The 22,375-nt window shown below is 46.4% G+C and carries 25 protein-coding genes and 1 riboswitch; of the genes, 24 read left to right on the top strand and 1 reads right to left on the bottom strand.

Annotated features, from left to right (window positions below; genetic code table 11):
- The first annotated feature begins 22 nt into the window (after positions 1-22).
- The 12 genes from MHB84_RS12980 to rsmI all read left to right on the top strand — a co-directional run bounded on the left by MHB84_RS12980 (position 23) and on the right by rsmI (position 9,605).
- Positions 23-208 (top strand): sigma factor G inhibitor Gin, encoded by a 186-nt coding sequence (locus MHB84_RS12980; RefSeq protein ID WP_024633689.1) that lies wholly within the window; start codon positions 23-25, stop codon positions 206-208.
- A 343-nt stretch (positions 209-551) separates the two neighbouring features.
- Complete coding sequence (locus MHB84_RS12975; protein WP_076292106.1) at positions 552-2,387, top strand: aminotransferase class I/II-fold pyridoxal phosphate-dependent enzyme; 1,836 nt, start codon at positions 552-554, stop codon at positions 2,385-2,387.
- A gap of 94 nt (positions 2,388-2,481) precedes the next feature.
- The gene (locus tag MHB84_RS12970) at positions 2,482-2,910 is read left to right on the top strand and encodes a CidA/LrgA family protein (protein WP_083679149.1); all 429 of its coding nucleotides are present in this window, start codon (positions 2,482-2,484) and stop codon (positions 2,908-2,910) included.
- Positions 2,880-3,572, top strand: a complete 693-nt coding sequence (locus MHB84_RS12965) for an LrgB family protein (RefSeq protein ID WP_076292107.1) — start codon at positions 2,880-2,882, stop codon at positions 3,570-3,572. Before MHB84_RS12970 ends, MHB84_RS12965 begins: the two co-directional genes overlap by 31 nt.
- A gap of 242 nt (positions 3,573-3,814) precedes the next feature.
- The gene (gene tmk, locus MHB84_RS12960; RefSeq protein WP_076292108.1) at positions 3,815-4,462 is read left to right on the top strand and encodes a dTMP kinase; all 648 of its coding nucleotides are present in this window, start codon (positions 3,815-3,817) and stop codon (positions 4,460-4,462) included.
- 62 nt (positions 4,463-4,524) lie between these two features.
- Positions 4,525-4,854 (top strand): cyclic-di-AMP receptor, encoded by a 330-nt coding sequence (locus MHB84_RS12955; protein WP_017691391.1) that lies wholly within the window; start codon positions 4,525-4,527, stop codon positions 4,852-4,854.
- 265 nt (positions 4,855-5,119) lie between these two features.
- Positions 5,120-5,563, top strand: coding sequence for a YaaR family protein (locus tag MHB84_RS12950; RefSeq protein ID WP_024633694.1), 444 nt, complete (start codon positions 5,120-5,122; stop codon positions 5,561-5,563).
- A gap of 9 nt (positions 5,564-5,572) precedes the next feature.
- Positions 5,573-6,544 (top strand): DNA polymerase III subunit delta', encoded by a 972-nt coding sequence (holB, locus tag MHB84_RS12945; protein ID WP_076292109.1) that lies wholly within the window; start codon positions 5,573-5,575, stop codon positions 6,542-6,544.
- A 116-nt stretch (positions 6,545-6,660) separates the two neighbouring features.
- Entirely contained in the window at positions 6,661-7,461 is an 801-nt protein-coding gene (locus MHB84_RS12940; protein ID WP_024633696.1) for a PSP1 domain-containing protein, read from the top strand.
- A gap of 28 nt (positions 7,462-7,489) precedes the next feature.
- Positions 7,490-7,858, top strand: coding sequence for a DNA replication initiation control protein YabA (yabA, locus tag MHB84_RS12935; RefSeq protein WP_024633697.1), 369 nt, complete (start codon positions 7,490-7,492; stop codon positions 7,856-7,858).
- Between the two features lie 85 nt (positions 7,859-7,943).
- A complete protein-coding gene (locus MHB84_RS12930) occupies positions 7,944-8,723 on the top strand; it encodes a tRNA1(Val) (adenine(37)-N6)-methyltransferase (RefSeq protein WP_076292110.1) in 780 nt (259 codons plus the stop codon).
- Positions 8,724-9,605: a 16S rRNA (cytidine(1402)-2'-O)-methyltransferase gene (rsmI, locus tag MHB84_RS12925; RefSeq protein WP_076292111.1), complete on the top strand. Its 882-nt coding sequence runs from the start codon at positions 8,724-8,726 to the stop codon at positions 9,603-9,605.
- Between the two features lie 279 nt (positions 9,606-9,884).
- Here rsmI and MHB84_RS12920 read toward each other — a convergent pair whose 3' ends face one another.
- Entirely contained in the window at positions 9,885-10,139 is a 255-nt protein-coding gene (locus MHB84_RS12920) for an AbrB/MazE/SpoVT family DNA-binding domain-containing protein (protein WP_024633700.1), read from the bottom strand.
- Between the two features lie 318 nt (positions 10,140-10,457).
- On the opposite strand from MHB84_RS12920, the gene MHB84_RS12915 reads away from it, so the two are divergent.
- From MHB84_RS12915 to glmU, 12 genes are all read left to right on the top strand, one after another.
- Positions 10,458-11,738 (top strand): HD domain-containing protein, encoded by a 1,281-nt coding sequence (locus MHB84_RS12915; protein ID WP_076292112.1) that lies wholly within the window; start codon positions 10,458-10,460, stop codon positions 11,736-11,738.
- Between the two features lie 330 nt (positions 11,739-12,068).
- The gene (locus MHB84_RS12910) at positions 12,069-12,839 is read left to right on the top strand and encodes a TatD family hydrolase (RefSeq protein WP_179087239.1); all 771 of its coding nucleotides are present in this window, start codon (positions 12,069-12,071) and stop codon (positions 12,837-12,839) included.
- Positions 12,840-13,080: 241 nt separating this feature from the next.
- A riboswitch (cyclic di-AMP (ydaO/yuaA leader) is annotated at positions 13,081-13,334 on the top strand.
- Between the two features lie 273 nt (positions 13,335-13,607).
- Entirely contained in the window at positions 13,608-14,792 is a 1,185-nt protein-coding gene (locus MHB84_RS12905) for a 3D domain-containing protein (RefSeq protein WP_076292113.1), read from the top strand.
- A 155-nt stretch (positions 14,793-14,947) separates the two neighbouring features.
- Complete coding sequence (gene rnmV, locus MHB84_RS12900; RefSeq protein ID WP_024633704.1) at positions 14,948-15,493, top strand: ribonuclease M5; 546 nt, start codon at positions 14,948-14,950, stop codon at positions 15,491-15,493.
- Between the two features lie 4 nt (positions 15,494-15,497).
- Positions 15,498-16,400, top strand: coding sequence for a 16S rRNA (adenine(1518)-N(6)/adenine(1519)-N(6))-dimethyltransferase RsmA (rsmA, locus tag MHB84_RS12895; RefSeq protein ID WP_076292114.1), 903 nt, complete (start codon positions 15,498-15,500; stop codon positions 16,398-16,400).
- A 59-nt stretch (positions 16,401-16,459) separates the two neighbouring features.
- Positions 16,460-17,356 carry a sporulation peptidase YabG gene (yabG, locus tag MHB84_RS12890; RefSeq protein WP_076292115.1) on the top strand — a complete coding sequence of 299 codons (897 nt, stop codon included), beginning with the start codon at positions 16,460-16,462 and terminating at the stop codon, positions 17,354-17,356.
- A 153-nt stretch (positions 17,357-17,509) separates the two neighbouring features.
- On the top strand, positions 17,510-17,785 hold the full coding sequence (veg, locus tag MHB84_RS12885; protein WP_053778931.1) for a biofilm formation stimulator Veg: 276 nt from the start codon (positions 17,510-17,512) through the stop codon (positions 17,783-17,785).
- A gap of 223 nt (positions 17,786-18,008) precedes the next feature.
- Positions 18,009-18,185 (top strand): small, acid-soluble spore protein, alpha/beta type, encoded by a 177-nt coding sequence (locus MHB84_RS12880; RefSeq protein WP_053778930.1) that lies wholly within the window; start codon positions 18,009-18,011, stop codon positions 18,183-18,185.
- A gap of 149 nt (positions 18,186-18,334) precedes the next feature.
- A complete protein-coding gene (ispE, locus tag MHB84_RS12875) occupies positions 18,335-19,189 on the top strand; it encodes a 4-(cytidine 5'-diphospho)-2-C-methyl-D-erythritol kinase (protein ID WP_076292144.1) in 855 nt (284 codons plus the stop codon).
- Positions 19,190-19,287: 98 nt separating this feature from the next.
- Complete coding sequence (gene purR, locus MHB84_RS12870) at positions 19,288-20,115, top strand: pur operon repressor (RefSeq protein WP_053778929.1); 828 nt, start codon at positions 19,288-19,290, stop codon at positions 20,113-20,115.
- A 188-nt stretch (positions 20,116-20,303) separates the two neighbouring features.
- Positions 20,304-20,588 (top strand): septation regulator SpoVG, encoded by a 285-nt coding sequence (gene spoVG, locus MHB84_RS12865; protein WP_017691372.1) that lies wholly within the window; start codon positions 20,304-20,306, stop codon positions 20,586-20,588.
- 393 nt (positions 20,589-20,981) lie between these two features.
- On the top strand, positions 20,982-22,373 hold the full coding sequence (gene glmU, locus MHB84_RS12860) for a bifunctional UDP-N-acetylglucosamine diphosphorylase/glucosamine-1-phosphate N-acetyltransferase GlmU (RefSeq protein ID WP_205525115.1): 1,392 nt from the start codon (positions 20,982-20,984) through the stop codon (positions 22,371-22,373).
- The last annotated feature ends 2 nt before the right edge of the window (positions 22,374-22,375 follow it).

The following is a 22,375-nucleotide window of genomic DNA, read 5'->3' as shown; positions in this document are numbered from 1 at the left end:
GTAAAACAAGGTGGGATGGTTGATGGAAGGACACGCCGAACACACATGCATTATCTGCGAACAGACCAAAAGAGAAGGCATTTTTATTGTATCCGAATTTATATGTGACGCTTGCGAAGCAGAAATGGTTCATACGGATGCACAAGATGCCAAGTACAATTATTTTATTCATCAAATGAAGCAGATTTGGGTGCAAAAGAACGCATAAAGAGCGTTAAATCATATTAATGAACATCACATTGATTTGTATCGATGTGCATAGAGGCCCTAGGGGCCTTTTTCTGTTTCTATCAGGTAAATAAGAAGGAGAAAATGGACATGATAAGCACCCATGGGGTGACTGGATATGATGATGCTGCATCGGTGGAAACGGTGGTTTGCATGGGGGGCTGGACAATTCCTGATATAATGAAAGGAGAAGTGCTTCACCTACACGTTTTGAATACAGCAGATCGTAGGAAAGAGACAAGTTTGGAAAGGTCTCTGTTGTTATAGAGAGAGCATTGGTACGGACCGTATCAAAATTTATGAATGTACAGGATGATTACTCAATGGAGCATAAATCTAATACCGCACCTTTATATGAAGCGTTGCTTGCGTATCGTGATTCAGGGCAGCGTTCTTTTCATGTACCTGGGCATAAGAATGGACAAGTCTATCGAAGGTTACTGGAGCAAGCGGACCAGCAGCAGTTAGATGGGGGAGCTGTTGCAATTCACCGTAATGAGGGTGAGGCAAAGGGAAAACAAAGTTCGGGACGGTCAGTACCTGTTGGGGAGGATTGCTTCAGACAAGCTGAGGAAGAGAGGTATGGCAATGAAATTCACGGGCTGACGGTTCATGCTGAGAATGGAACTGACGAATCTGAAGCAGATGTAGATGTAGTACCGGTGAGTGCGTTTCTGGAGATGATGCGGCTGGATGTAACGGAAATCTCGGGGACGGACGACTTGCATCATCCAGAAGGGGTTATATTGGAGGCACAGCAGCTGGCAGCGGATTGTTTTGGAGCAGAGGAGAGCTTCTTTCTTGTCGGAGGCAGTACGTCTGGTAATTTGTCTTTGCTGCTGACCGTATGTAATGAACCTAATAGTCTTGTACTGGTACAGCGTAATGTGCACAAGTCCATCATTCATGGGTTGATGCTGGCAGGCGCAAGGGCTGTATTCCTGGAGCCATGGGTTGATCCAACGAGTGGACTTGCGGTGATGCCGTCGCTTGAGACGGTGCAGGCCGCTGTCCAAGCATATCCTGAGGCAAAGGGAGTACTTGTGACTTTGCCCAATTATTATGGCATGGGTGCTGATCTGAAGCCCATTGCTGGGGTGTGCCATGAGGCAGGCATGCCGCTGCTCGTGGATGAAGCGCACGGCGCGCATTATGGGCAGCATCCGGAGCTGCCAGCCTCCGCACTGTCATGCGGAGCAGACGGTGTGGTGCAGTCGACCCACAAGATGCTGTCTGCTTTCACCATGGGAGCCATGCTGCACGTTCAAGGACCACGGTTAAACCGGTCCTTGCTGCGTCAGCGTTTGGCCATGGTGCAAAGCTCAAGCCCATCGTACCCAGTGATGGCTTCGCTTGATCTGGCGCGCCGCCTGCTGCATACGCAGGGCGCGAATGCCTTCACGGCGGGGCTTGCCGCCGTGGACGCCTTTAAGCGTGGCCTCGCGGAGCTGCCGCGCTTTCGGTTGCTGCAGCCGTCGCAGCTGCTGCAGCAAGAGCCGCCAGCCGGGACGAAGCCGGCAGCGGGCGGTAATGCCGAGGCCGCCGGTGCACCGGGGCGGCTTGAAGCTCTGCCCGCGGCGGCGTTGCCTTCAGTCGCGGGGTACACCGCTCAGGACCCGTTCAAGGCCGTCATCTATGACGGCACAGGGGTGCTGAGCGGTTATGGGCTGCAGCAGCAGCTGGAAGCGCGCGGCTGCGTGCCCGAAATGAGCGACGAACGATACGTCGTTCTGCTCTTTAGCCTGGGCTCGACGCTGCGCGATGCCGAGCACCTGTTGCAGGCTTTACAGCAAATTAGCCTTGAACAGGAGCAGAGCCAATCTCTTGGTGAGCAATCACAGCGTTTAACAAAAGAGGCTACAAATTATATTTCCACGTGGAACAATTTTCAAGAAAGCACTCCTTTTTCGGAGCCTATCCCGTTTACGTTGCAGCCGATTATGGAGGAGGATACGACAGAGGTATCCATTGATAATTGTGTAGGTCTTCGCTCTGCGGAGATGGTCACTCCGTATCCTCCCGGTATACCCCTTGTATACGCTGGTGAACGAATAAGTGCAGCTATGATAACACGTATTAAGCTGCTGAGAGATGAAGGAGCAAGGTTTCATGGTGTATCGGATACTTCGCTGCAATCATTGAAAATCATCAGGGAATAATTGAGTTTAGAAGACACGCTTTGAATTCATGCAAAATGCTCAAACAAGTTAGGACATCATTGTTGTCTGGACATAAGAAAGAAGGGAACAAACTTTGGATATTCCGCTAAAAAAATATACGGGAATAGTCCTGCAAGTCATACTGATGTACGGTTTTTATTGGATAGGAAACCTGGTTCAGGCTGTACTGCATCTGCCGTTAACAGGAAGTATTGTCGGGATGCTGCTTCTATTCATCGTCATTCAACTGGGATGGATCAGAATAAGCTGGGGCGAAGAAGGATCATCCTGGCTTCAATCGAACTTGCAATTATTATTTATCCCTCCCACGGTGGGCATAATCAATCATTTTGATTTTTTTAGAGCCAATACCGTGCTGCTTGTTCTGGGGTTAGTCGTTAGTACATTGGTTACCTGTCTGTTGTCTGCGAAAATTAGTGAATGGCTCATGGCGTGGAGATCGACGCATCAAGGCAAGAAGGAGGCGATCTCATGCTCGCATTCATCCTCGGAATCGGAATGATTGCCTTGACCGTGGCTATATATATTCCGGCGACTCATCTATATAGAAGGTTGAAGTGGCCGATCCTTATGCCCGTCTTGACGGCAACGACTGTAATCGTACTGATTCTGGTCCTTTCCGGTATTAATCTCGATACGTACATGCTTGGTGGCAAATGGATACAGGAGTTATTGGGGCCGGCTGTAGTTTCTCTGGCATTTCCTTTGGCGAAACACCTTGATGTACTGAAACGGAATATTATCCCGATATTAGGGGGGACCTTGGGTGGAAGCATCGTTGGTATGTCCACAGGGGCCGCCATATCGCTGCTGCTCGGTTATCCGCAAGATATCGTTATCGCTTTATTGCCCAAATCCATTACGACACCTGTTGCCATTCAACTGGCTGATCAGGTGGGAGGAAATTCATCCTTCACTTCGTTATTTGTGATGATAGCCGGATTTTCGGGGATATTATTGGGACCCTTGATATTGAAATGGGCCAGAGTAAGTAGCAAAAATGCGTATGGAATCGGACTCGGCTCGGCTTCCCACGCACTGGGCATGGCAAGATCCTTTGAGTATGGAGAAAATGCGGTAGCACTGAGTTCCGTATCCATGATTGTCAGTGCTATTGCCGGCTCTGTCATGCTCCCTCTATGGGTATGGTTGATTTACGGCTGATCAGGCTATGTGCCTTAACGGAAATATTGGAGAATAGCTGACCGTTAACGCGGGATCATGTATAGTAGTTATAATAAGAAAGCTTGTACCAAACTCGAAATACTCTCAAACCAATCTATGGAGTAATTCATGAACATACACCTCTGGGCGGGTTCATTCATAGTCTGGTGTATGGAGGATCGAGATTGTAGTTATCGCAGCACAATTAGGAGCAATTATCGATATAGAAAGCAGGGAAGCATATGCAGGGCAGAGGTAAATTCATTACGTTGGAAGGGGGAGAAGGGTCCGGCAAAACAACGATGATCAGTAAGCTAGGTTCTTACTTTGAAGAACAGGGTATACCATATGTAGTTACTCGGGAACCTGGTGGGATTGAAATTGCGGAGAAAATACGTGCCATCATTCTCAATCCTCTTCATACGGCAATGGATGCAAGAACCGAAGCGCTGCTCTATGCAGCTGCACGCAGCCAGCATCTGGCAGAGAAGGTGGAGCCTGCATTGAATGCAGGGAAGACCGTTATCTGTGACCGATTTGTCGACAGCAGTCTGGCCTATCAAGGATACGCTCGTGGTCTTGGTGTAGAGAATGTTTGGGCTATCAATCGGTTTGCAATAGGTGAACTAATGCCAGATGTCACGCTCTATCTGGATATCGAGCCTGAAGCAGGGCTCGCCCGCATTGATGCCCACGATGGACGTGAAGTTAACCGCCTGGATCTCGAAAGTCTGGAGTTCCACCGCAAAGTGCGTGAAGGCTATTTTCTGCTGAAGGAACAGTTTCCTGACAGGATCAAAGTCATCGATGCTTCTCAAAAGCAAGAAGAGGTCTTGGCAGCAATGATTTTGTCGCTTGAGACAGGGATTTTGAAGGATTTTGACGAGTAATTGTCTAATATATAGACAGGGCATTTCACAAGGTGCTTATTATCTGAAGGAGGTTATGCAGGATGAAACTGATTGTTGCGATTATACAGGATAAAGACAGCAACCGATTATCCAGCGCATTGGTCAAAGCAAATTTTCGGGCTACGAAATTGGCCAGTACCGGTGGATTTTTGAAGGCAGGCAACACGACGTTTATGATCGGTGTCGATGATGGTCAGGTCGAGTCCGTAATGAACGTCATTCGCAGCAGCTGTAAGGTTCGTGAACAGCTCGTGACTCCAGTCACTCCGATGAGCGGAACAACCGACTCTTACCTGCCGCTACCTGTCGAAGTTCAAGTAGGTGGAGCTACCGTGTTTGTTCTTCCGGTAGATCGATTCGAACACTTTTAATGATGCATTTCGCATAAATCCTATTGAGCGTCCTTCTTGTTATCAAGATATCGCGTTCTCTGTCCGGAAAAAACTTTTCGATCAGGGAAGATTTTATTTCGGACAGAGGTTGACTAACCAACGAATAGATCCATGTGGTGATATTTAACTACTATTATATATAGAGTATGATGTAGCACATATATAAGGTCTCCTCCATGCACAGGCGCAGCGCGCACTGTGCTGATGGTCGATTGGCCTACTAAGGTAGAAAGCAGGCGTTTTCATGAAAATCAATCCTGGATTCCGACCGATGCAGAGTGGACTCAGTTCTTCCGATTCCGGCTCCAAACCGGTTCAATCCAAAAATTTCTCTGATATGATGAATCACCAGGGTGAACGGGCATCACAGGCTGAACTTACCCGCCGATTAAGTGAAATCCAGATGCAGGGTGATCGTTTGTCACGTTCCATGACCATTCGAGAATTAAAAGCATACAAGCAGCTTGTAAAAAGATTTCTGGAGGAAACAGTCCGTCGTGGTGTGTCTATGAAAGAGACTCGAGGATGGGATCGTCGGGGAAGAGGGAAACGTTACAAGTTAATTGATGAGATTGACTCTGCCTTATTATCCATGGCTGATGAGCTTTTGGAAACAGAAGAGGGCAAGATTACGTTATTACAGCAAGTAGGAGAAATTCGGGGAATGCTTATTAATTTAAGCTTCTGAGGAGGAAGTATGTCCTTTCAACAAATTATGGGTCAGCAGGCAGCCAAGCAGATGTTACAGAGCAGTTTGAGACGTCATGCCATAAGTCATGCCTATTTGTTTAGCGGACCATCCGGCAGTGGACAGTTGCAGACGGCGATCACATTTGCCAAAGCAATATTCTGTACAGAGCTTGAAGATGATGCCTGCGGACAGTGTCTTGAATGTCGTAAGGTGGAACATGGAAATCATCCGGATCTAACCATGCTTGCACCGGATGGAAATAACATTAAAATTGATCAAATTCGGGATCTGCAGCGTATCTTTTCGTACCGTTCAGAGGCGGGGCATCCCAAAGTATATATTATTGAACAGGCTGAGAAAATGACTGTCCAAGCGGCCAACAGCTTGCTGAAGTTTCTGGAAGAACCTCAGGTACCCGCAGTAGGCATTTTGATTACGGATAATGGACAGGCTATGCTGCCCACCATTCGTTCACGCTCTCAATTGGTTCCTTTCAGTGCATTGAATCCGGAAGAGATGCTGCAATCGCTGATTGCGGAAGGGCACCCTGTCAATCTAGCTCGCTCTGCCGTCCATTTAGCGTCAGGATTGGAAGCATGTAGAGAAATTCTCCAGCAGAATTGGTTTGCAGAAATTAGAAACGTAATGTTACAATTAGGGAAGGAGTCCCTGGGTAGAGGAAGTACATCATTGATCTCTGCACAGCAGAAGCTTTTTAAAACCGGACTCTCAGAACACCTGGATACGATGCTTAGCCTGTTCCATTTATGGTTCAGGGATATGCTGTATGTCCAGTATGGTAGGCATGAACATATCGTTTTTATAGATCAGTTGGACATGCTGTCTCAGTTGGCCCATACCCGCAGCACCGAGCAGTGGGTTTCCTACATGGATATGGCCGCAGCATGCAGAAAAAAATTGCGTTTCAATGTCAATGGCCAGCTTTGTCTGGAGCAATTTTTGATCGGTTTGGCATAAGACTGGGAGAGGAAGATTTTGTTCCAATCATATGCAAACGGTTATAACTTCGGCGGGTTCCCTAAGAAGACAGGGCTTCAGACGAAGTGGGATTGGCTTACGAGGGGGTTAATTTTTTGTACAGTGTAGTGGGTGTCCGTTTCAAAAAAGCGGGCAAAATTTATTACTTCGATCCCCTGGACCTTCCCATTGAAAAAGAAAACTGCGTTATCGTGGAGACAGCGCGGGGGGTAGAGTACGGTAAGGTTGTCGTTGGCAAGAAAGAAGTAGGCGAGTCTGATGTGGTGTTGCCGCTCAAAAAGGTCATCCGGGTGGCGGGCGAGACAGATGCCCGTGTCGTAGATGAGAACAAGCGCGCAGCAAAAGAAGCATTCGGTACTTGTTTAAATAAAATCAAAGACCACGGCCTCAAAATGAAGTTGGTCGATGTGGAATTTACGTTTGATCGCAATAAAATTATTTTTTATTTTACAGCTGAAGGAAGAGTAGATTTCCGGGAGCTGGTCAAGGATCTGGCAAGCATTTTCCGGACACGGATCGAACTGAGACAGATTGGTGTACGTGATGAAGCAAAGATGCTTGGAGGAATCGGACCTTGCGGCCGAGTATTATGTTGTTCTTCCTGGCTGGGAGACTTTGAGCCGGTATCAATCAAGATGGCTAAAGATCAGAGCCTGTCACTGAATCCGACGAAAATTTCCGGGTTGTGCGGAAGACTCATGTGTTGTCTGAAATTTGAGCATGATAACTATGAAAGTGTGAGAGAAGAATTGCCGGCTGTAGGCAAGTTGGTCGTCACCTCATTGGGTGAAGGAAAAGTTGTCGGCATTAATGCCGGTAATCGCACAGTCCATGTTCAACTGTTCGACATCAGTAAAGTCAAAGAACTTCCGCTGGATGACGTCGTTATCAAGTAAACCATAAAGGTTGCTTCGGGGTGGAAACTTGGAAAAGAAAAATCTGTTTACGCACATTCATGAAATGGAAACCCAATTGGGTCAGTTGCACAGTGATTTAGGAGAGTTAAAAATGATTGTTAAAGAGCTGCTTGAAGATAATCAGCGGCTTACCATCGAGAATGAGCAGTTACGCAAACTGCTGAAGCGTGAGGCCCCGGCAGATTTGCCCATCGCATCTGCACTCGCTCCGGTAGCAAGGCCTGCGGGTCCTGCTACTGGTGAAGATGTTGTAGGTGAAGGGTATGATAATCTTGCTCGGTTGTATCACGAAGGATTCCACATCTGCAATGTCTATTATGGACATTTGCGGACGGAAGGCGATTGTCTGTTCTGCCTGTCTTTTTTGAATAAATGAAGTGGCCGTAGGGATCCCCTACGGTTTTTTTTCAAGGTTAAGAACCTTGTCTGAGATATAGAGTACCGGAGGATGAGTGTATCATATGACAGAAATATCAGTAAAACTGCAAGATTCGGAGCGAATCGACGATTTGCTCTCTCATGATTTGAAGATTATTCAAAGTGATGAAGTGTTTAGTTTTTCAATGGATGCCGTATTGTTGGCCCGATTTGCTTCAGTACCGAAACGTGGTCGTGTGCTTGATTTGTGTACAGGCAATGGGGTTGTTCCCATTCTGTTGACCACACGGACTCAGGCGAGTCTGGAAGGCATTGAAATTCAGCCGCGATTGGCAGATATGGCACGCCGTAGCATTCAACTGAATGCATTGGAAGAATCCATTACGATCCATGAAGGTGATTTACGTGAACTCGTGAAAGAAACGGGCCATGCTGTATACGATGCTATAACGGTTAACCCTCCGTATATGCCCTTGAATGGAAGTGACCTCAAGATGAACACTCATCAGGCCATGGCACGTCATGAAATCGGATGTACGCTGGAGGAAGTCATTCAGGCCTGCAATCGACTGGTGCGCAATGGCGGTAAAGTATCCATGGTTCATCGTCCGCAGCGTTTAGGTGAGATCATCTCTCTGATGCGTGAGTATAAACTTGAACCGAAGCGAATTCGGATGGTACATCCCCGTGCTCATTTGGAAGCCAATATGGTGTTGATTGAAGCACTCAAGGATGGGAAACCGGAGGTACGCATGCTTCCACCACTGATTGTCTACAATGAAGAGGGGAAATACTGCGAAGAAATTATGGACATATATTACGGTGCACAGCATGCACAACGTACAACGGAAGGAGGGTTATAGATGACATTGCATATTCAGAAGAGCTACGCAGAGCGGTCAGATGATGCCGGTAAACTATATTTAGTAGGAACACCAATCGGTAATCTGGACGATATGACATTTCGAGCAATTAAAACATTGCAGAGCTGTGACATCATTGCAGCGGAAGACACACGTCAGACCCGAAAGCTGCTTACCCATTTTGAGATTACACCATCGATGTTGTTCAGTTATCATGAGCATAATAAGGGAGCCAGTGGGCCTGAACTAATACGCTATATAATAGAAGGAAAAAATTTGGCACTCGTCAGTGATGCCGGTCTGCCGGCCATTTCGGACCCTGGTTCCGATCTTGTAAAACTTGCGCTTGAAGCTGGAATTTCGGTCATTCCCATCCCTGGAGCCAATGCCGCGTTATCAGCTCTGATCGTATCCGGTTTACCGACGGAGCGTTTCACATTCGGCGGTTTTTTGCCGCGTGAGAAAAAAGACATGCGAAAAGTGATGGAAGCTTTTAATGAGTCCAACGGTACGTTGTTATTTTATGAGTCCCCTCACCGTATTCGCAAAACGTTAGCCTATCTCGAAGAGATTTTGGGTGATCGCTCGATCGTACTGGCACGTGAGCTGACGAAACGTCATGAGGAGTTCGCAAGAGGCAGTATCCAAGAATGCATAGAATGGCTTGAGGAACATCCGCCCCTTGGAGAATATTGTTTGCTTGTAGAAGGTATCAGGGAAGAGGAGCGTAAGGCGGAGCGGGAAGCCTGGTGGCAGCTGCTGTCTTTGGAGGATCATGTGAGCCATTATGAGAATGAAGGACTTAGTCGAAAAGATGCGATGAAGAAAACGGCAACAGATCGGGGTTTGACGAAACGAGATGTATATAACGCGTTAATCTAATAACGAATCAATAAATAGAGAACATACACTTAAAGGAACCTTAGGTCCAACCTTAATGGAATATGAAAACGAGTAGAGCGGAGAAAAAAATATATTACGAACGTCACCGCTCTTCTTTTTGGAGTTGTATAGACTCGTAGCTCTATTTTTGGGGTAATGAAAACCAATAATAAAGCAAAAAAATACCTTCCAGCGGTGGGGTTCACACCGGGAAGGCGATCAAGGAATATAAAAAGGTTAGAAATAACAATTTAATAAGACTATTATAGCGGATATTTCTTATTTTGTCACAGGTGCAGGGATTTCGGAAATACATTCGTTACAAACAATTTTACCTTTGAAATAAGTAACGTTCTCTGCATTGCCACAGAAGATACAAGCTGGTTCGTATTTTTTCAACATGATGCGCTCGCCGTCAACATAGATCTCAAGAGCATCTTTTTCACCAATACCGAGCGTACGGCGCAATTCGATTGGAATAACTACCCGTCCCAGTTCATCCACTTTTCTTACAATACCTGTTGATTTCATCATTATAATCAGTGCTCCTCTCAGCTAACGATCATTGTCATTATTCGACATTATTTTATGTTTTATGATACTCATCATACCAACGATTCCCAAAACAGTCAACCTTAAAATTAGCTTAAAATAAAGGCTGTTTTTGATAAGATTACGAGTGGTAAGGGATTGGAAGCCATTTTTCGTATTTAAACATCAATGTCAGCTTTGTCGATTTGGAAAACGACAAAACTACCTTATTCGACAAGATTCGTCAAATCGTGTCGAATCCTTGGTGGTATTATACTGAAAAGCGACAAATACAAACGATATTTAAAGGAGTGAATAGACATGGAACAGCGTTTAACGGAAGAAAAGGTGTTTAAAGATCCGGTACATAATTATATCCATGTGCAAGATCCGATTATATGGCAGTTGATTAACACGCCCGAGTTTCAACGTTTACGCCGAATCCGTCAGTTGGGAACATCGTTTCTTACTTTCCATGGTGCAGAGCACAGCCGCTTTTCACATTCCTTGGGCGTTTACGAAATTACGCGTAAGATTATTTCCCAATTCGAAAGAAGTCACTATTCAGATTGGCCAAAGGAGGAAAAGACGGTAGCCCTTTGCGCAGCATTGCTCCATGATCTTGGACATGGGCCATTCTCTCACTCTATAGAAGAAGCTTTCAATATGAATCATGAGGATTGGACTTGTCGGATCATTACAGGTGATACCGAAGTAGGGGCGATCTTAAGACGGTATGCTCCTGATTTTCCCGAGAAGGTGGCTTCTGTTATTCAAAAAACGTATGAGCAACCTATTGTTGTTAATTTGGTTACCAGTCCGCTCGATGCGGACCGCATGGATTACTTGCTTCGGGATGCCTACTTTACAGGTGTAAATTATGGGACGATTGACCTTGACCGTATCCTGCGTATGCTTCGTCCATATCACGGACGAATTGTGGTCAAGGAGTCTGGCATGCACGCCGTGGAGGATTACTTGATGTCCAGGTACCAGATGTACTGGCAAATTTACTTTCATCCGGTTACCCGGAGTTCGGAAATTATATTGCGGCAAATATTTAAGCGGGCAAAAAGTCTCATACAGCAAGGTTTTCAATTCCGCTTCATGATTGATCCACTGCCCCAGTTATTCAATGGAGATTTATCAGTGGAAGAATATTTGCAACTGGACGAAGCTTTGATTCAGACGGCATTTATGCAGTGGCGCAAAGAGGACGATACTGTTCTAAGTGAGTTATGCGAACGATTTATAGATCGCAAATTATATAAGTATGTAGAGATTGAACAGATCGACGTAAACATGATTGAAGAGATTCGGGAAGCCTTCACTGTAGCCGGTCTCAATCCCGAGTATGATCTAGAAATTGATTTTCCAACGGATAATCCGTATGATGTGTTTCGTCCGGATGAATCCACGGACAAGCAGATTTTGCTGCTTGATCGGCAAGACAAGTTACATGAGTTGTCAGAGGTGTCCGACATTGTCCGTTCAATCAGTGGTCTTCATCGCGGAAAACATCATTTGTATTATCCGCAGAATAAGGTGGATGCGATTGTTCATGAATTACCGTCCCATATTCGCCCCTATTTCTCACATTAAATGATGTGCAATGCTGTTCAAGAATCATGATGCAAAAAAGCTTTCGAAAAGAGCTATTTTTCATGATACAGTAATCTGCTTTAATGGAGAGTACATGTAGATCGACATAATTTTGTAATCTGAGCAATTAGAATACAACCCAAGTTGCTAAAAATAAGCACATATAGATATGAAGAAACTTGTTCGTTCTACATGTTGTGTTCAATAAACTAATGGAATGAAATATAAAAAAACATGATCCAATTTAGTAATATTTATGTTCTGGTTAAGATGTATAGGATACATTAAAAAGAGATAGTCGTTTATTCGACATGAAGGGAGAAATACAGCATGATGTTGTTCGACACACACACACACCTGGATGCACCACAATTCGACGAGGACCGCGAGGAAATGATTCAGCGTGCCGTGGATGCAGGCGTTGGTCGCATGATTAACGTGGGCTTTAATCGGGAGACCATTCCGTCCACGATGAAGCTGGCTGAAACCTATGATTTTATCTATGCTGCGGTAGGTTGGCACCCAGTGGATGCAATCACGATGCAGGAGGGTGATCTGGAATGGATTGCATCTTTATGCAAGCATAAAAAAGTGGTAGCCATTGGTGAAATTGGTCTAGACTATTACTGGGACACTTCACCGAAAGAGGTTCAACATCGCGTATTACGACAACAGATTGGTCTTGCCCGTGAGTTAAATATGCCAATTGTCATTCACAACCGGGATGCGCATGAGGATATTGTAAAGATTCTGCGTGAAGAGAAGGCCGGGGAAGTAGGCGGTGTTATGCATTCCTTCTCTGGCAGCTGGGAAACAGCGAAGATGTGCCTGGATTTGGGCTTTCATCTTTCCTTCGGAGGGCCAATCACGTTCAAAAATGCGAAGCAGCCCAAAGAGGTTCTTGAGAAGGTTCCTATGGACCGATTTTTCATCGAAACGGACGCCCCTTATTTGACACCGCACCCTTATCGTGGAAAACGAAATGAGACAGCGCATGTACGTCTGGTTGCAGAAGCAGCTGCGGAAATTAAAGGCATTTCGGTAGAGGAAATTGCAGCAATAACGACCAAAAATGCCATGGAACGATTTGGGATTCGTTAAAATATCGAGCAAAACAGGTGAAAAAGTGAGTTAGGCGGAGTTAATTTGCTTTTTGATCCAAATAAATCAAGAATATTACAATATTTTAACCAAATATTTAGAAAAACGTACTTGAACAACGCTTTACAACATGCATAGAAACAGGATATCATCTTTTCAGTGAATTGTTGTGCGGAAAATTGGACAGATGTTCGGGGGATGAACAAAGGGACACTTTCCGATGAAACAACATTACTTTCATGAATCAGTCTCGCTGAGTCTCCGTTAACGGAGAGCGGGGGAACCAATAGGGCTTAAACATCGGTGTTTGCAGCCGATGCGCAACATGCGCTGACCCAAAAGCAGCGTATGAATCTGCGAAGCCGTATTTGATTTCTTCTTTGGGTCTCGGGGTGAATTCAAGGGCGTCCGCCATGAGCGGATGACCGGAGATAGGGCGGCTCTCTTTCGCCCGAACCCGACAGCTAACCTCGCAAGCGGAAAAAGAGAGGCAACCTCGTGCATGAATTTCCGATATTCAGAATCATTCGGAAGCCACGAAAGAGTTCCTCTTAAACTCTTTCTTTGGCTTTTTTGTTTTTGAATAAAAGAAATACTGTCATCATACGGTAAGTATTCAGGAGGATGACATCATGTTGCGAAGATTGATTCATGGTGCAGAACCGGATTATGTTGGTCCGATCTGTGTTCTGTAGAAAATTTGGTATAGTCGCGTCAAAGACATCATGCATTACTTTAGACGGCGAGGCTATGAAGGAGGACGGAGAAGTGGGCACATTCCAACCAGAAGAGACCCATGAGTCACGATCATCCAGTAAGTCTTTCGCGTTGCGGTGGAAGCATGAGAACATGCGTCAAATGGCATTGATCGCGATTTTCTCAATTGCGCTTACAATCATGATCTTGTTAGTCGTTTACGGTCAGGCCGGGAAACAAATTTCACTGGTTATTGATGGCAAGGCTCAAGCGGTAGAGACTCGTACAGGAATGCTTCAGGAAATGCTGGAGGAGCAGTCAATCACAGTCAGCCCTCACGATCAGGTATCCATGCCCTTGAATGGGGCGATTACAGATGGAGACCGCATCGTTATTGAGCGGGCCGTTCCAGTTAAGATTACGGCAGACGGAGACACCAAGACTCTGTATACAACCGATTCATCGGTAAAAGATGCGATTAAAAAATCAGGTATTCAGATTGCAAGTGAAGACAAAGTGTATCCGGCGCTTGGAACCACTATCGAAGCGGATATGAAAATTCGTGTAGTGCGGGTAACAAAGCGTACGGTGGAAGTGGAACAGCCGATTGCTTATAAAGTGATCAAAACGGCTGACCCTAGCTTGTACAAAGGCGACAATCGTGTCATTGTGAGCGGTAAAGAAGGCACGCTTGTACAGCATATTGAAAAGGTGTTCCAGGATGGAGAATTGGTCTCCAAAAAAATGGTGGGTAAATCGGTCGCAACGAATCGCGTTGATAAAGTGATCGCCGTTGGTACCAAAGCCAAACCTGTTGTGAAAGAGCCAGTGATTCAGACGGTATCAGCGCAGACTTCCACGACAAAAACAGCAACAACCACGAACTCGAAGAAAACCGCTGCCTCGGGCAGCAAAGTAATTACCGTCTCAGGAAGTTCTTTTAAATATTCTAAAGTGTTAAAAAATGTATCCATGACGGCTTACTCTTCTGAAGAGCCCGGTATCGGCACAAAAACAGCATCAGGTACTCGGGTAACCGAGGGACGTACCATTGCAGTTGATCCCAAAGTCATTCCAATTGGCTGGTGGGTTTATATCGAGGGCCTTGGCTTCCGTCGTGCGGAAGACACAGGTGGTGCCATTAAAGGCAACAAAATTGATGTGTATTATGATAGTGTGAAGCATGCCCTGAACTTCGGACGGAAGAAAGGCAAGACGGTATATGTGATTGGTCCGGTGAAGCCGGAAGCGAACTAAAATCGTTTTACTTTGAAATGGGAATGCTATAAAATATAAGCATGAATGATTCATGCGGAATATGCGGCGGAGGGGTCTGAATTCAGTCTCCCCCGCCGTTTGGCAGAGAAGAGGATATTCCTCTTCTTTTTGCGTTAGAAAGGAAGAAATGGAACATGATAAAAGAAGTGATCGTGGTAGAAGGTCGTGATGACACCGTAGCCATTCGACGTGCGGTTCAGGCAGATACGATCGAGACTGGTGGATCTGCCATCAACCAGCGCATTCTAAAGCGTATTGCACTTGCTCAAGAGAGACGTGGTGTCATTGTACTGACAGATCCGGATCATGCTGGTGAACGTATTCGTAAAATCATCGCCAATAAGGTACCTGGTTGCAAGCATGCTTTCATTCCGGAGGCAGATGCTACGCGCAAGGGCGATATCGGAGTGGAGAACGCCTCACCGGAGGCGATTCGTCATGCACTGGCTCGTGTACACACGTCATATGAAGGCGCCCCAAGTCTGATCGATTGGGAGGATCTGATTGCGGCGGGACTGATTGTGCACCCACAGGCTGCTGCACGTCGTATGGAGATGGGCAATCTTCTGGGTATAGGTTATTGCAACGGCAAGCAGTTCCACAAGCGGTTGAGTGTATTCCAGATTACCCGGGAAGAATTCTCCGAAGCATTATCGCAAATTGAACGTGAAGGATTGTGAGCGTATGAAAGGCATGGAAGAAACCGTAGAGATTGCAACACCCAAACGAACCAAAGAAATTATTCAAAGACACGGATTTTCATTCAAGAAGAGCCTGGGTCAGAACTTTCTGATCGATCAAAATATATTAAACAAAATTGTAAATGCAGCTGATCTGGACGAGTCTAAGGGCGCACTTGAGATCGGACCAGGTATTGGCGCACTCACAGAACGTCTGGCTCGTGTAGCTGGTCCTGTAACGGCTGTAGAGATTGATCAGAGATTGATTCCGATTCTGGGTGAAGTGATGCAGCCTTATCCGAACGTTCGTGTGCATCACGGGGATGTGCTGAAGCTGGATCTAGCTGAGTTGTTCCGCACCGATTTTGGAACGGTAGATAAAGTGAGTGTTGTGGCCAATCTGCCTTACTATGTAACGACACCAATCATGATGAAGCTGCTCGAAGAGAAGCTGCCTGTAGACAGTATTGTAGTCATGATCCAGAAGGAAGTGGCTGAACGTATGGCTGCTGCACCGGGATCAAAGGACTATGGCAGTCTGAGCATTGCGGTTCAGTACTACAGTATGCCGGAATTGGTCTGTATTGTTCCGCCCACGGTTTTCATTCCGCAACCTAATGTGGAATCGGCAGTAATCAAGTTAAAGGTGCGTGAGCAACCACCGGTTGAAGTTCCCGACGAAGCACATTTCTTCGAAGTGGTACAGGCTTCCTTCGCGCAGCGTAGAAAAACAATCTCAAATAATTTGAAAGCTCGTTTCTTCACAAAGGAGAACAGAGAACAGGCTGATCAGCTGTTGGAGCAGGCCGGTATTCAACCTTCAAGACGGGGAGAAACATTGAGCCTGCAGGAGTATGCAACACTCTGTACCGTAATGTGGGAAGCTGGAGTACGCGCAGCTCTGTAAAATTCGGATGAACCAATCCGGGTTTCTGCCCATACGATGGGGTAGAGGTGATTATGTTGATGAATATCGGAGACTTGGTCGTTCGAAAGTCATACGGTGGAGATGTGACTTTTCGGGTGCAAGGCCTCCAGTCGGACGGTGCCATCATTAAAGGGACCGAGTTCCGGCTGTTAGCCGATTCCCCTGTGAACGATTTGATACAGGTTCCTTATGAACCGCAGAGTGCGAAGACGAGGCAGGCTCACGTGAAGGCACATCAGACGCTCTCACGCCTGCAGCAGAATCGAATGGAACAGGCTGAGCGCAATCGTGAAGGAATAGTTCAGGAATGGTCTGTGCAACAAGAACCGGCTTATTTCGAGATGCCTGGCAAAGTGCTGCACTTGGATGGTGACCCCAATTATCTAAAAAAAAGCATGAACCTTTATGAGCAGCTTCGTGTTCCCGCAGAGGGCCAATATGTACATGAGTCTGCCATGGCTGACACGTTATATCGTCTGCTGCCGAAAGTGCGTCCGGATATTGTTGTGATTACTGGCCATGACGGCGTACTCAAGACTCGTCAGCCCTACGACTTATATAGTCTGGGCAGCTACAAGAATTCGCAGAACTTCGTGTCCGCTATTCAAGTGGCTAGGCAGTATGAACGTCATCTCGATGCGCTCACGATTGTAGCTGGCGCGTGTCAGTCCCACTTTGAGGCCTTGCTACGGGCTGGAGCGAACTTTGCCAGTTCACCAGGCCGAATTCTCATTCATGCTCTGGATCCAGTCTATGTGGCAGCCAAGGCAGCCTTCACGTCGGTGCGGGAAACCGTGAACATGAATGACATTTTGCATAACACGATTAGTGGTAGCCAGGGTGTGGGCGGCGTAGAGACAAGGGGAAGTTATCGCGTAGGTCTGCCCGGATTGAATGATTTATCCACGTTAAAAGTGAATCCATCAGCCGTCTGAAGATGGCAGAAAAAAGTCCCATTTAGGGGCTTTTTTTGTTTGCAAAAAAATTCATTGACAACAACTTTTTGATACTGATATAATAATTAGTTTTGATTTGACAATGACTGTAAAATCCGGTATAATGGACAAGAAAAGAGGTGGTCGTCGACAATGGCTAAAAATACGCTATTGGATATCAAACGCAATCTCGATGCACATATCGGTCAGAAAATTATGCTGCGGGCTAATGGTGGCCGCCGTAAGACCATTGAGCGTACGGGTGTATTGGAAGAAACGTACCCTTCTGTTTTTATTGTCAAGCTTGATGAGGAGCAAGAAACTTTCAAGCGAGTATCCTACAGTTATGCTGATATACTTACGGAATCGGTGGAAGTCATGGTATTTGATCCAGGCAGCCAGACGCATAGCTCCTACATGGAGACGTAAGTATCGATTTACGGCGATTCTGCCCCCTTGGGCAGGTCGCTTTTTTTATTTTTGCAATAAGCCCGCTCGATTCATCGGAGAGGCATAGTTGATCAGGAATGAGTCTGGAGAAGAAGCGGCATACTATTTGGACAGGTTCAAGGCATTTTTCTTGGCCTGAGGGCAAATAGTCCCGGATACGAATGGACTTATTATGAATGAACTATTTCGAGGAGGATGACCCATGAGCCGGAGAAGAAGAAGTGTAATGTCGGATGAACTCAAGAATGAACTGGCAAAAGACCTAGGGTTCTATGATACCGTCCAGCAGGAAGGTTGGGGCGGGATCAAAGCGAAGGATGCGGGCAATATGGTGAAACGGGCCATTCAACTTGCGGAAGAAGCGGCACGCAAATCGTAATCCGGTTCAATCGGTTTGGAGAGCGGGGCAATCCGGCAGGAATGACCTCGCTTTTTCCCCATGGATGCGGAATAGAAATGACTTGACAGCCCCATTTTGATATAATATGTTAAGTTGTCTTAGGGAAAAGGTGAGGACGGGTGAACGCCTTGAAAATTTACGAAAAAGCGCCTGCTAAAATCAATTTGATGCTAGACGTTCTACATAAAAGAAGAGATGGATTTCACGAAGTTGAGATGATTATGACGATGGTGGATCTTGCCGATCGACTGGAAATGTCTGAGCTTCCTCGTGACACGATCTTTATCTCCAGTCAGGCGGGATATATCCCCCTGGATGAGAAGAACCTGGCATTTCAGGCAGCCAGGCTTATCAAAGAGCGTTATGATGTGAAAACTGGAGTTCATATTCATCTAGACAAAAAAATACCGGTGGCCGCCGGACTTGCTGGTGGCAGCAGTGATGCAGCAGCAACGCTGCGTGGATTGAATCGCCTCTGGCGTCTCAACATTCCGGATCAAGAGCTTCAGGAGCTCGGAGCCGAACTGGGGTCTGATGTGCCTTTCTGCATTACAGGTGGAACAGCACTCGCTACAGGCCGTGGTGAGAAGCTGACACCGATGCCGAATCCCCCGCAATGTTGGGTGATCTTGGCCAAGCCGCCGATTAATGTGTCCACAGCCGACGTCTATGGACGTTTCCGCAGCGACAAGATTGTTCGTCATCCAAGTGCTGCCAAAATGGAGCAGGCCATTCGCAATCAATCCTTTGCCGAAGTGTGCGGGCAGATGGGGAATGTGCTTGAGGACGTAACGTTGAAGCTGTATCCGGAAGTTCAGCATCTGAAAGATGCAATGATTCGGCTTGGAGCAGACGGAGTATTAATGTCAGGCAGTGGTCCAACCGTGTTTGGGCTTGTCTCCAAAGAGTCCAAGGTTGCCCGAGTCTACAATGGACTGCGAGGCTTCTGTAAAGAAGTGTATGCCGTACGTATGCTAACTTAATATTCGCTTTTATAATGTACAAACACGTATAAAGGTGGTATATTTTTAAATAATTATTCGGATTTGGATGTTTTCCGTGATCGTGAGGATGGATCTCTGTGAAGAAATTAAAACGAAGCGCAAGGCTGGTTGAAATGACGCAGTACTTATTGTCTAGACCGCATACGGTTATTCCGTTGACCACATTTGCCGAACGCTATGGAGCTGCGAAGTCGTCGATCAGTGAAGATTTGGCGATTATCAAGGAAGTGTTCGAAGAAGGTGGTTCGGGAGAACTGCATACACTGGCTGGAGCAGCCGGGGGAGTAAAGTGGATTCCAAAGGTGTCCAGAGAACTGGCACTGGCTTTTGCAGAACGACTTTCTACCCAGCTCGCGCAGCCGGATCGGATACTCCCTGGTGAATATCTGTACATGTCCGACCTGCTTGGACAGCCCGCATTGATGAATGAAGCCGGCAAGATTTTTGCAACGGCCTTTGGCAACATGGATATTGATGTGGTGATGACGGTCGAGACTAAAGGGATTCCGCTAGCTTATGCTACCGGAGCCCAGCTCAATCTGCCTGTAGTGCTCGTGCGCAGGGACCATCAGGCTACGGAAGGATCGGCCGTAAGTATCAATTATGTATCCGGGTCCCATAAAAGCCTACATACCATGTCCCTATCTCGCAGGGCAATGCGTGAGCACTCCAGAGTGCTCATTGTAGATGATTTTATGAAAGCCGGGGGAACCGTCCAAGGGATGATCGACCTATTGGCCGAGTTTAATGCCACGGTAGCCGGGGTAGGCGTATTAGTAGAATCTGGATCGGTTGATTCAGAAGAACGACTGCTGACGGACTACATATCTCTGGCGAAGCTGACGGCGGTTGATGCGAAGAGCAGACACATTTCCGTCAAGCCTGGCAACTATTTTGACCTGTAGAATCATGACGAATTACATGTCGGGAAAGGTTCTTTTCCATCGACCTGGCACTAACATTGTCGAATTGTGTATTAAATAAAAAAATTCCTGAAATTAGGACATTTTTGTGGTTATAAAAAGAAGGAGTTCGCATGTGCTGTGTGGAATTATACACCAAGTTCTGATGGAAAAAGGTGGTGAACACACACATGCAAATTACGGATGTCAGACTCCGCCGTGTTAACTCTGAGGGGAGAATGAAGGCTATCGCATCCATTACCATCGATAACGAATTCGTCGTTCATGACATTCGCGTCATCGATGGCAATAACGGAATGTTTGTTGCTATGCCGAGCAAGCGGACTCCTGACGGAGAATTCCGTGATATCGCCCACCCGATCTCTTCCGGTACTCGCGAGAAGATTCAAGCAGCTGTTTTGACTGAGTATGATCGCGCAGCAACTGAGGAAGAAGTCATTGAAGAAGGTGCCTGAGAACATTATTGGGGTTCGAAGGAAAAGAGAGCCATGTCTTATGGCTCTCTTTTCTTTTTGACCGGAATAAGATATATTCAGTATTGAGTTTATTCACAGAAGAGCATTTTCGCAGCTTAAATGTTGCAAAATGTTGAAAGAACAAAAAGCGCAGCGTGCGCTTGGTAACAGGGCGGCATCTTAGGAATCATGGGAATCGGTTAAGCTCGCAGGTACACGGCGTATACATATAGGTCACGATTTGTTGGTGTCCGCGTTGTTACGCGTGATTACAGAGACAGCAGGCGATGAACAAGACCGGCGCAGGGCCGGCTGAACGTTACTCATCGGATATATACAGGTAAGGTCAAACGATGGGTTTTTCAGAACAGGAGGTCGTAAATTTTGAAAAGAATGGCAATCGTTCTTGCGGCAGGGCAAGGAAAACGGATGAAATCGAAATTGTACAAGGTACTGCATCCCGTATGCGGTAAACCGATGGTGGGTCACGTGCTGGATGCAGCTCTTCGCGCAGGCGTTGAACGCAGCGTCGTTGTGGTCGGTCATGGTGCCGAAGCGGTGCAGTCATTTTTGGGTTCCAGAGCAGAGTACGTGCTTCAGGCTGAACAATTGGGAACAGGACATGCGGTGAAGCAGGTTAAATCTCTGCTCGGCAGTGAAGCAGGGTCAACCATTGTTGTCTGTGGAGACACACCACTTGTGACCAGCGAGACGCTGGAAGGACTAATGAAGCTCCATGAGAGCCGTGGAGCAGCAGCAACGGTTCTCACAGCTGAACTGGACAATCCTAAAGGGTACGGCCGCGTTATTCGCGGAGAAGATGGTTCTGTACAACGTATTGTGGAACAGAAAGATTGCACGGAGCAGGAAGATGCTGTGAACGAAATCAACACAGGCACGTACTGCTTCGATAATGCCAAGTTGTTTGCTGCGTTGGAGAAAGTGACGAACCAGAATGCTCAGGGAGAGTATTATCTCACTGACGTGGTTGGCATATTCCGTAATGATGGAGAAGTGGTAGAAGCTTACATGTCAGATGACATCGCGGAATCCATCGGAGTTAATGATCGACTTGCCCTTTCACAAGCAGAAGCGTTCATGCGTGAACGTTTGGCGGTAAAACATATGTTGAACGGTGTTACGATCATCGATCCGGCATCGACATATATCGGGGCGGATGTTACCATTGGATCAGATACAGTATTGTATCCGGGTACCATACTCAAAGGTACAACTACCATTGGCGAAGCATGCCATATTGGTCCTCAGGCAGATGTGGAAGACAGTATCATTCAGGATGGGGTTACAATCAAGCATTCTGTATTGTCACAAGCCGAGGTTGGATCAGAAGCAACTGTAGGTCCATTTGCTTATTTGCGTCCAGGCACCAAACTGGGCCGCAAAGTAAAAATTGGTGACTTTGTTGAAGTGAAAAATGCTACAATTGATGAAGGCTCCAAAGTATCTCATCTCAGTTATATTGGGGATGCTAAAGTAGGGAAAAACGTAAATGTTGGATGTGGGGCAATAACGGTGAATTATGATGGATATAATAAAGCTGTAACGACGATTGAAGATGATGCGTTCGTAGGCAGCAATGTCAATCTGATTGCACCTGTCACGGTAGGAAAAGGCGCATATGTTGTTGCGGGCTCTACCGTTACCCATTCTGTTCCCGAAAACGATCTTGCGATTGCCCGCCCACGCCAGGAGAACAAACCTGGATATGCGGAGAAAATTCGTGGTCGTGCCAAAGCTAAGAAACAAAATGCAAAACCCGAATAAGG

Origin of the sequence: Paenibacillus sp. FSL F4-0087 (assembly GCF_038020215.1) — a bacterium.
Lineage (GTDB): Bacteria > Bacillota > Bacilli > Paenibacillales > Paenibacillaceae > Paenibacillus > Paenibacillus taichungensis.
This window is presented reverse-complemented; position numbering and strand designations above follow the sequence as displayed.

Excerpts from the sequence above, each read along its gene's own strand:
- MHB84_RS12980 (WP_024633689.1), top strand. The coding sequence starts at position 23 with ATGGAAGGACACGCCGAACACACATGCATTATCTGCGAACAGACCAAA.
- MHB84_RS12975 (WP_076292106.1), top strand. The coding sequence starts at position 552 with ATGGAGCATAAATCTAATACCGCACCTTTATATGAAGCGTTGCTTGCG.
- MHB84_RS12965 (WP_076292107.1), top strand. The coding sequence starts at position 2,880 with ATGCTCGCATTCATCCTCGGAATCGGAATGATTGCCTTGACCGTGGCT.
- tmk (WP_076292108.1), top strand. The coding sequence starts at position 3,815 with ATGCAGGGCAGAGGTAAATTCATTACGTTGGAAGGGGGAGAAGGGTCC.
- MHB84_RS12955 (WP_017691391.1), top strand. The coding sequence starts at position 4,525 with ATGAAACTGATTGTTGCGATTATACAGGATAAAGACAGCAACCGATTA.
- MHB84_RS12950 (WP_024633694.1), top strand. The coding sequence starts at position 5,120 with ATGAAAATCAATCCTGGATTCCGACCGATGCAGAGTGGACTCAGTTCT.
- holB (WP_076292109.1), top strand. The coding sequence starts at position 5,573 with ATGTCCTTTCAACAAATTATGGGTCAGCAGGCAGCCAAGCAGATGTTA.
- MHB84_RS12930 (WP_076292110.1), top strand. The coding sequence starts at position 7,944 with ATGACAGAAATATCAGTAAAACTGCAAGATTCGGAGCGAATCGACGAT.
- rsmI (WP_076292111.1), top strand. The coding sequence starts at position 8,724 with ATGACATTGCATATTCAGAAGAGCTACGCAGAGCGGTCAGATGATGCC.
- MHB84_RS12920 (WP_024633700.1), bottom strand. The coding sequence starts at position 10,139 with ATGATGAAATCAACAGGTATTGTAAGAAAAGTGGATGAACTGGGACGG.
- MHB84_RS12915 (WP_076292112.1), top strand. The coding sequence starts at position 10,458 with ATGGAACAGCGTTTAACGGAAGAAAAGGTGTTTAAAGATCCGGTACAT.
- MHB84_RS12910 (WP_179087239.1), top strand. The coding sequence starts at position 12,069 with ATGATGTTGTTCGACACACACACACACCTGGATGCACCACAATTCGAC.
- rnmV (WP_024633704.1), top strand. The coding sequence starts at position 14,948 with ATGATAAAAGAAGTGATCGTGGTAGAAGGTCGTGATGACACCGTAGCC.
- rsmA (WP_076292114.1), top strand. The coding sequence starts at position 15,498 with ATGAAAGGCATGGAAGAAACCGTAGAGATTGCAACACCCAAACGAACC.
- yabG (WP_076292115.1), top strand. The coding sequence starts at position 16,460 with ATGAATATCGGAGACTTGGTCGTTCGAAAGTCATACGGTGGAGATGTG.
- veg (WP_053778931.1), top strand. The coding sequence starts at position 17,510 with ATGGCTAAAAATACGCTATTGGATATCAAACGCAATCTCGATGCACAT.
- MHB84_RS12880 (WP_053778930.1), top strand. The coding sequence starts at position 18,009 with ATGAGCCGGAGAAGAAGAAGTGTAATGTCGGATGAACTCAAGAATGAA.
- spoVG (WP_017691372.1), top strand. The coding sequence starts at position 20,304 with ATGCAAATTACGGATGTCAGACTCCGCCGTGTTAACTCTGAGGGGAGA.
- glmU (WP_205525115.1), top strand. The coding sequence starts at position 20,982 with ATGGCAATCGTTCTTGCGGCAGGGCAAGGAAAACGGATGAAATCGAAA.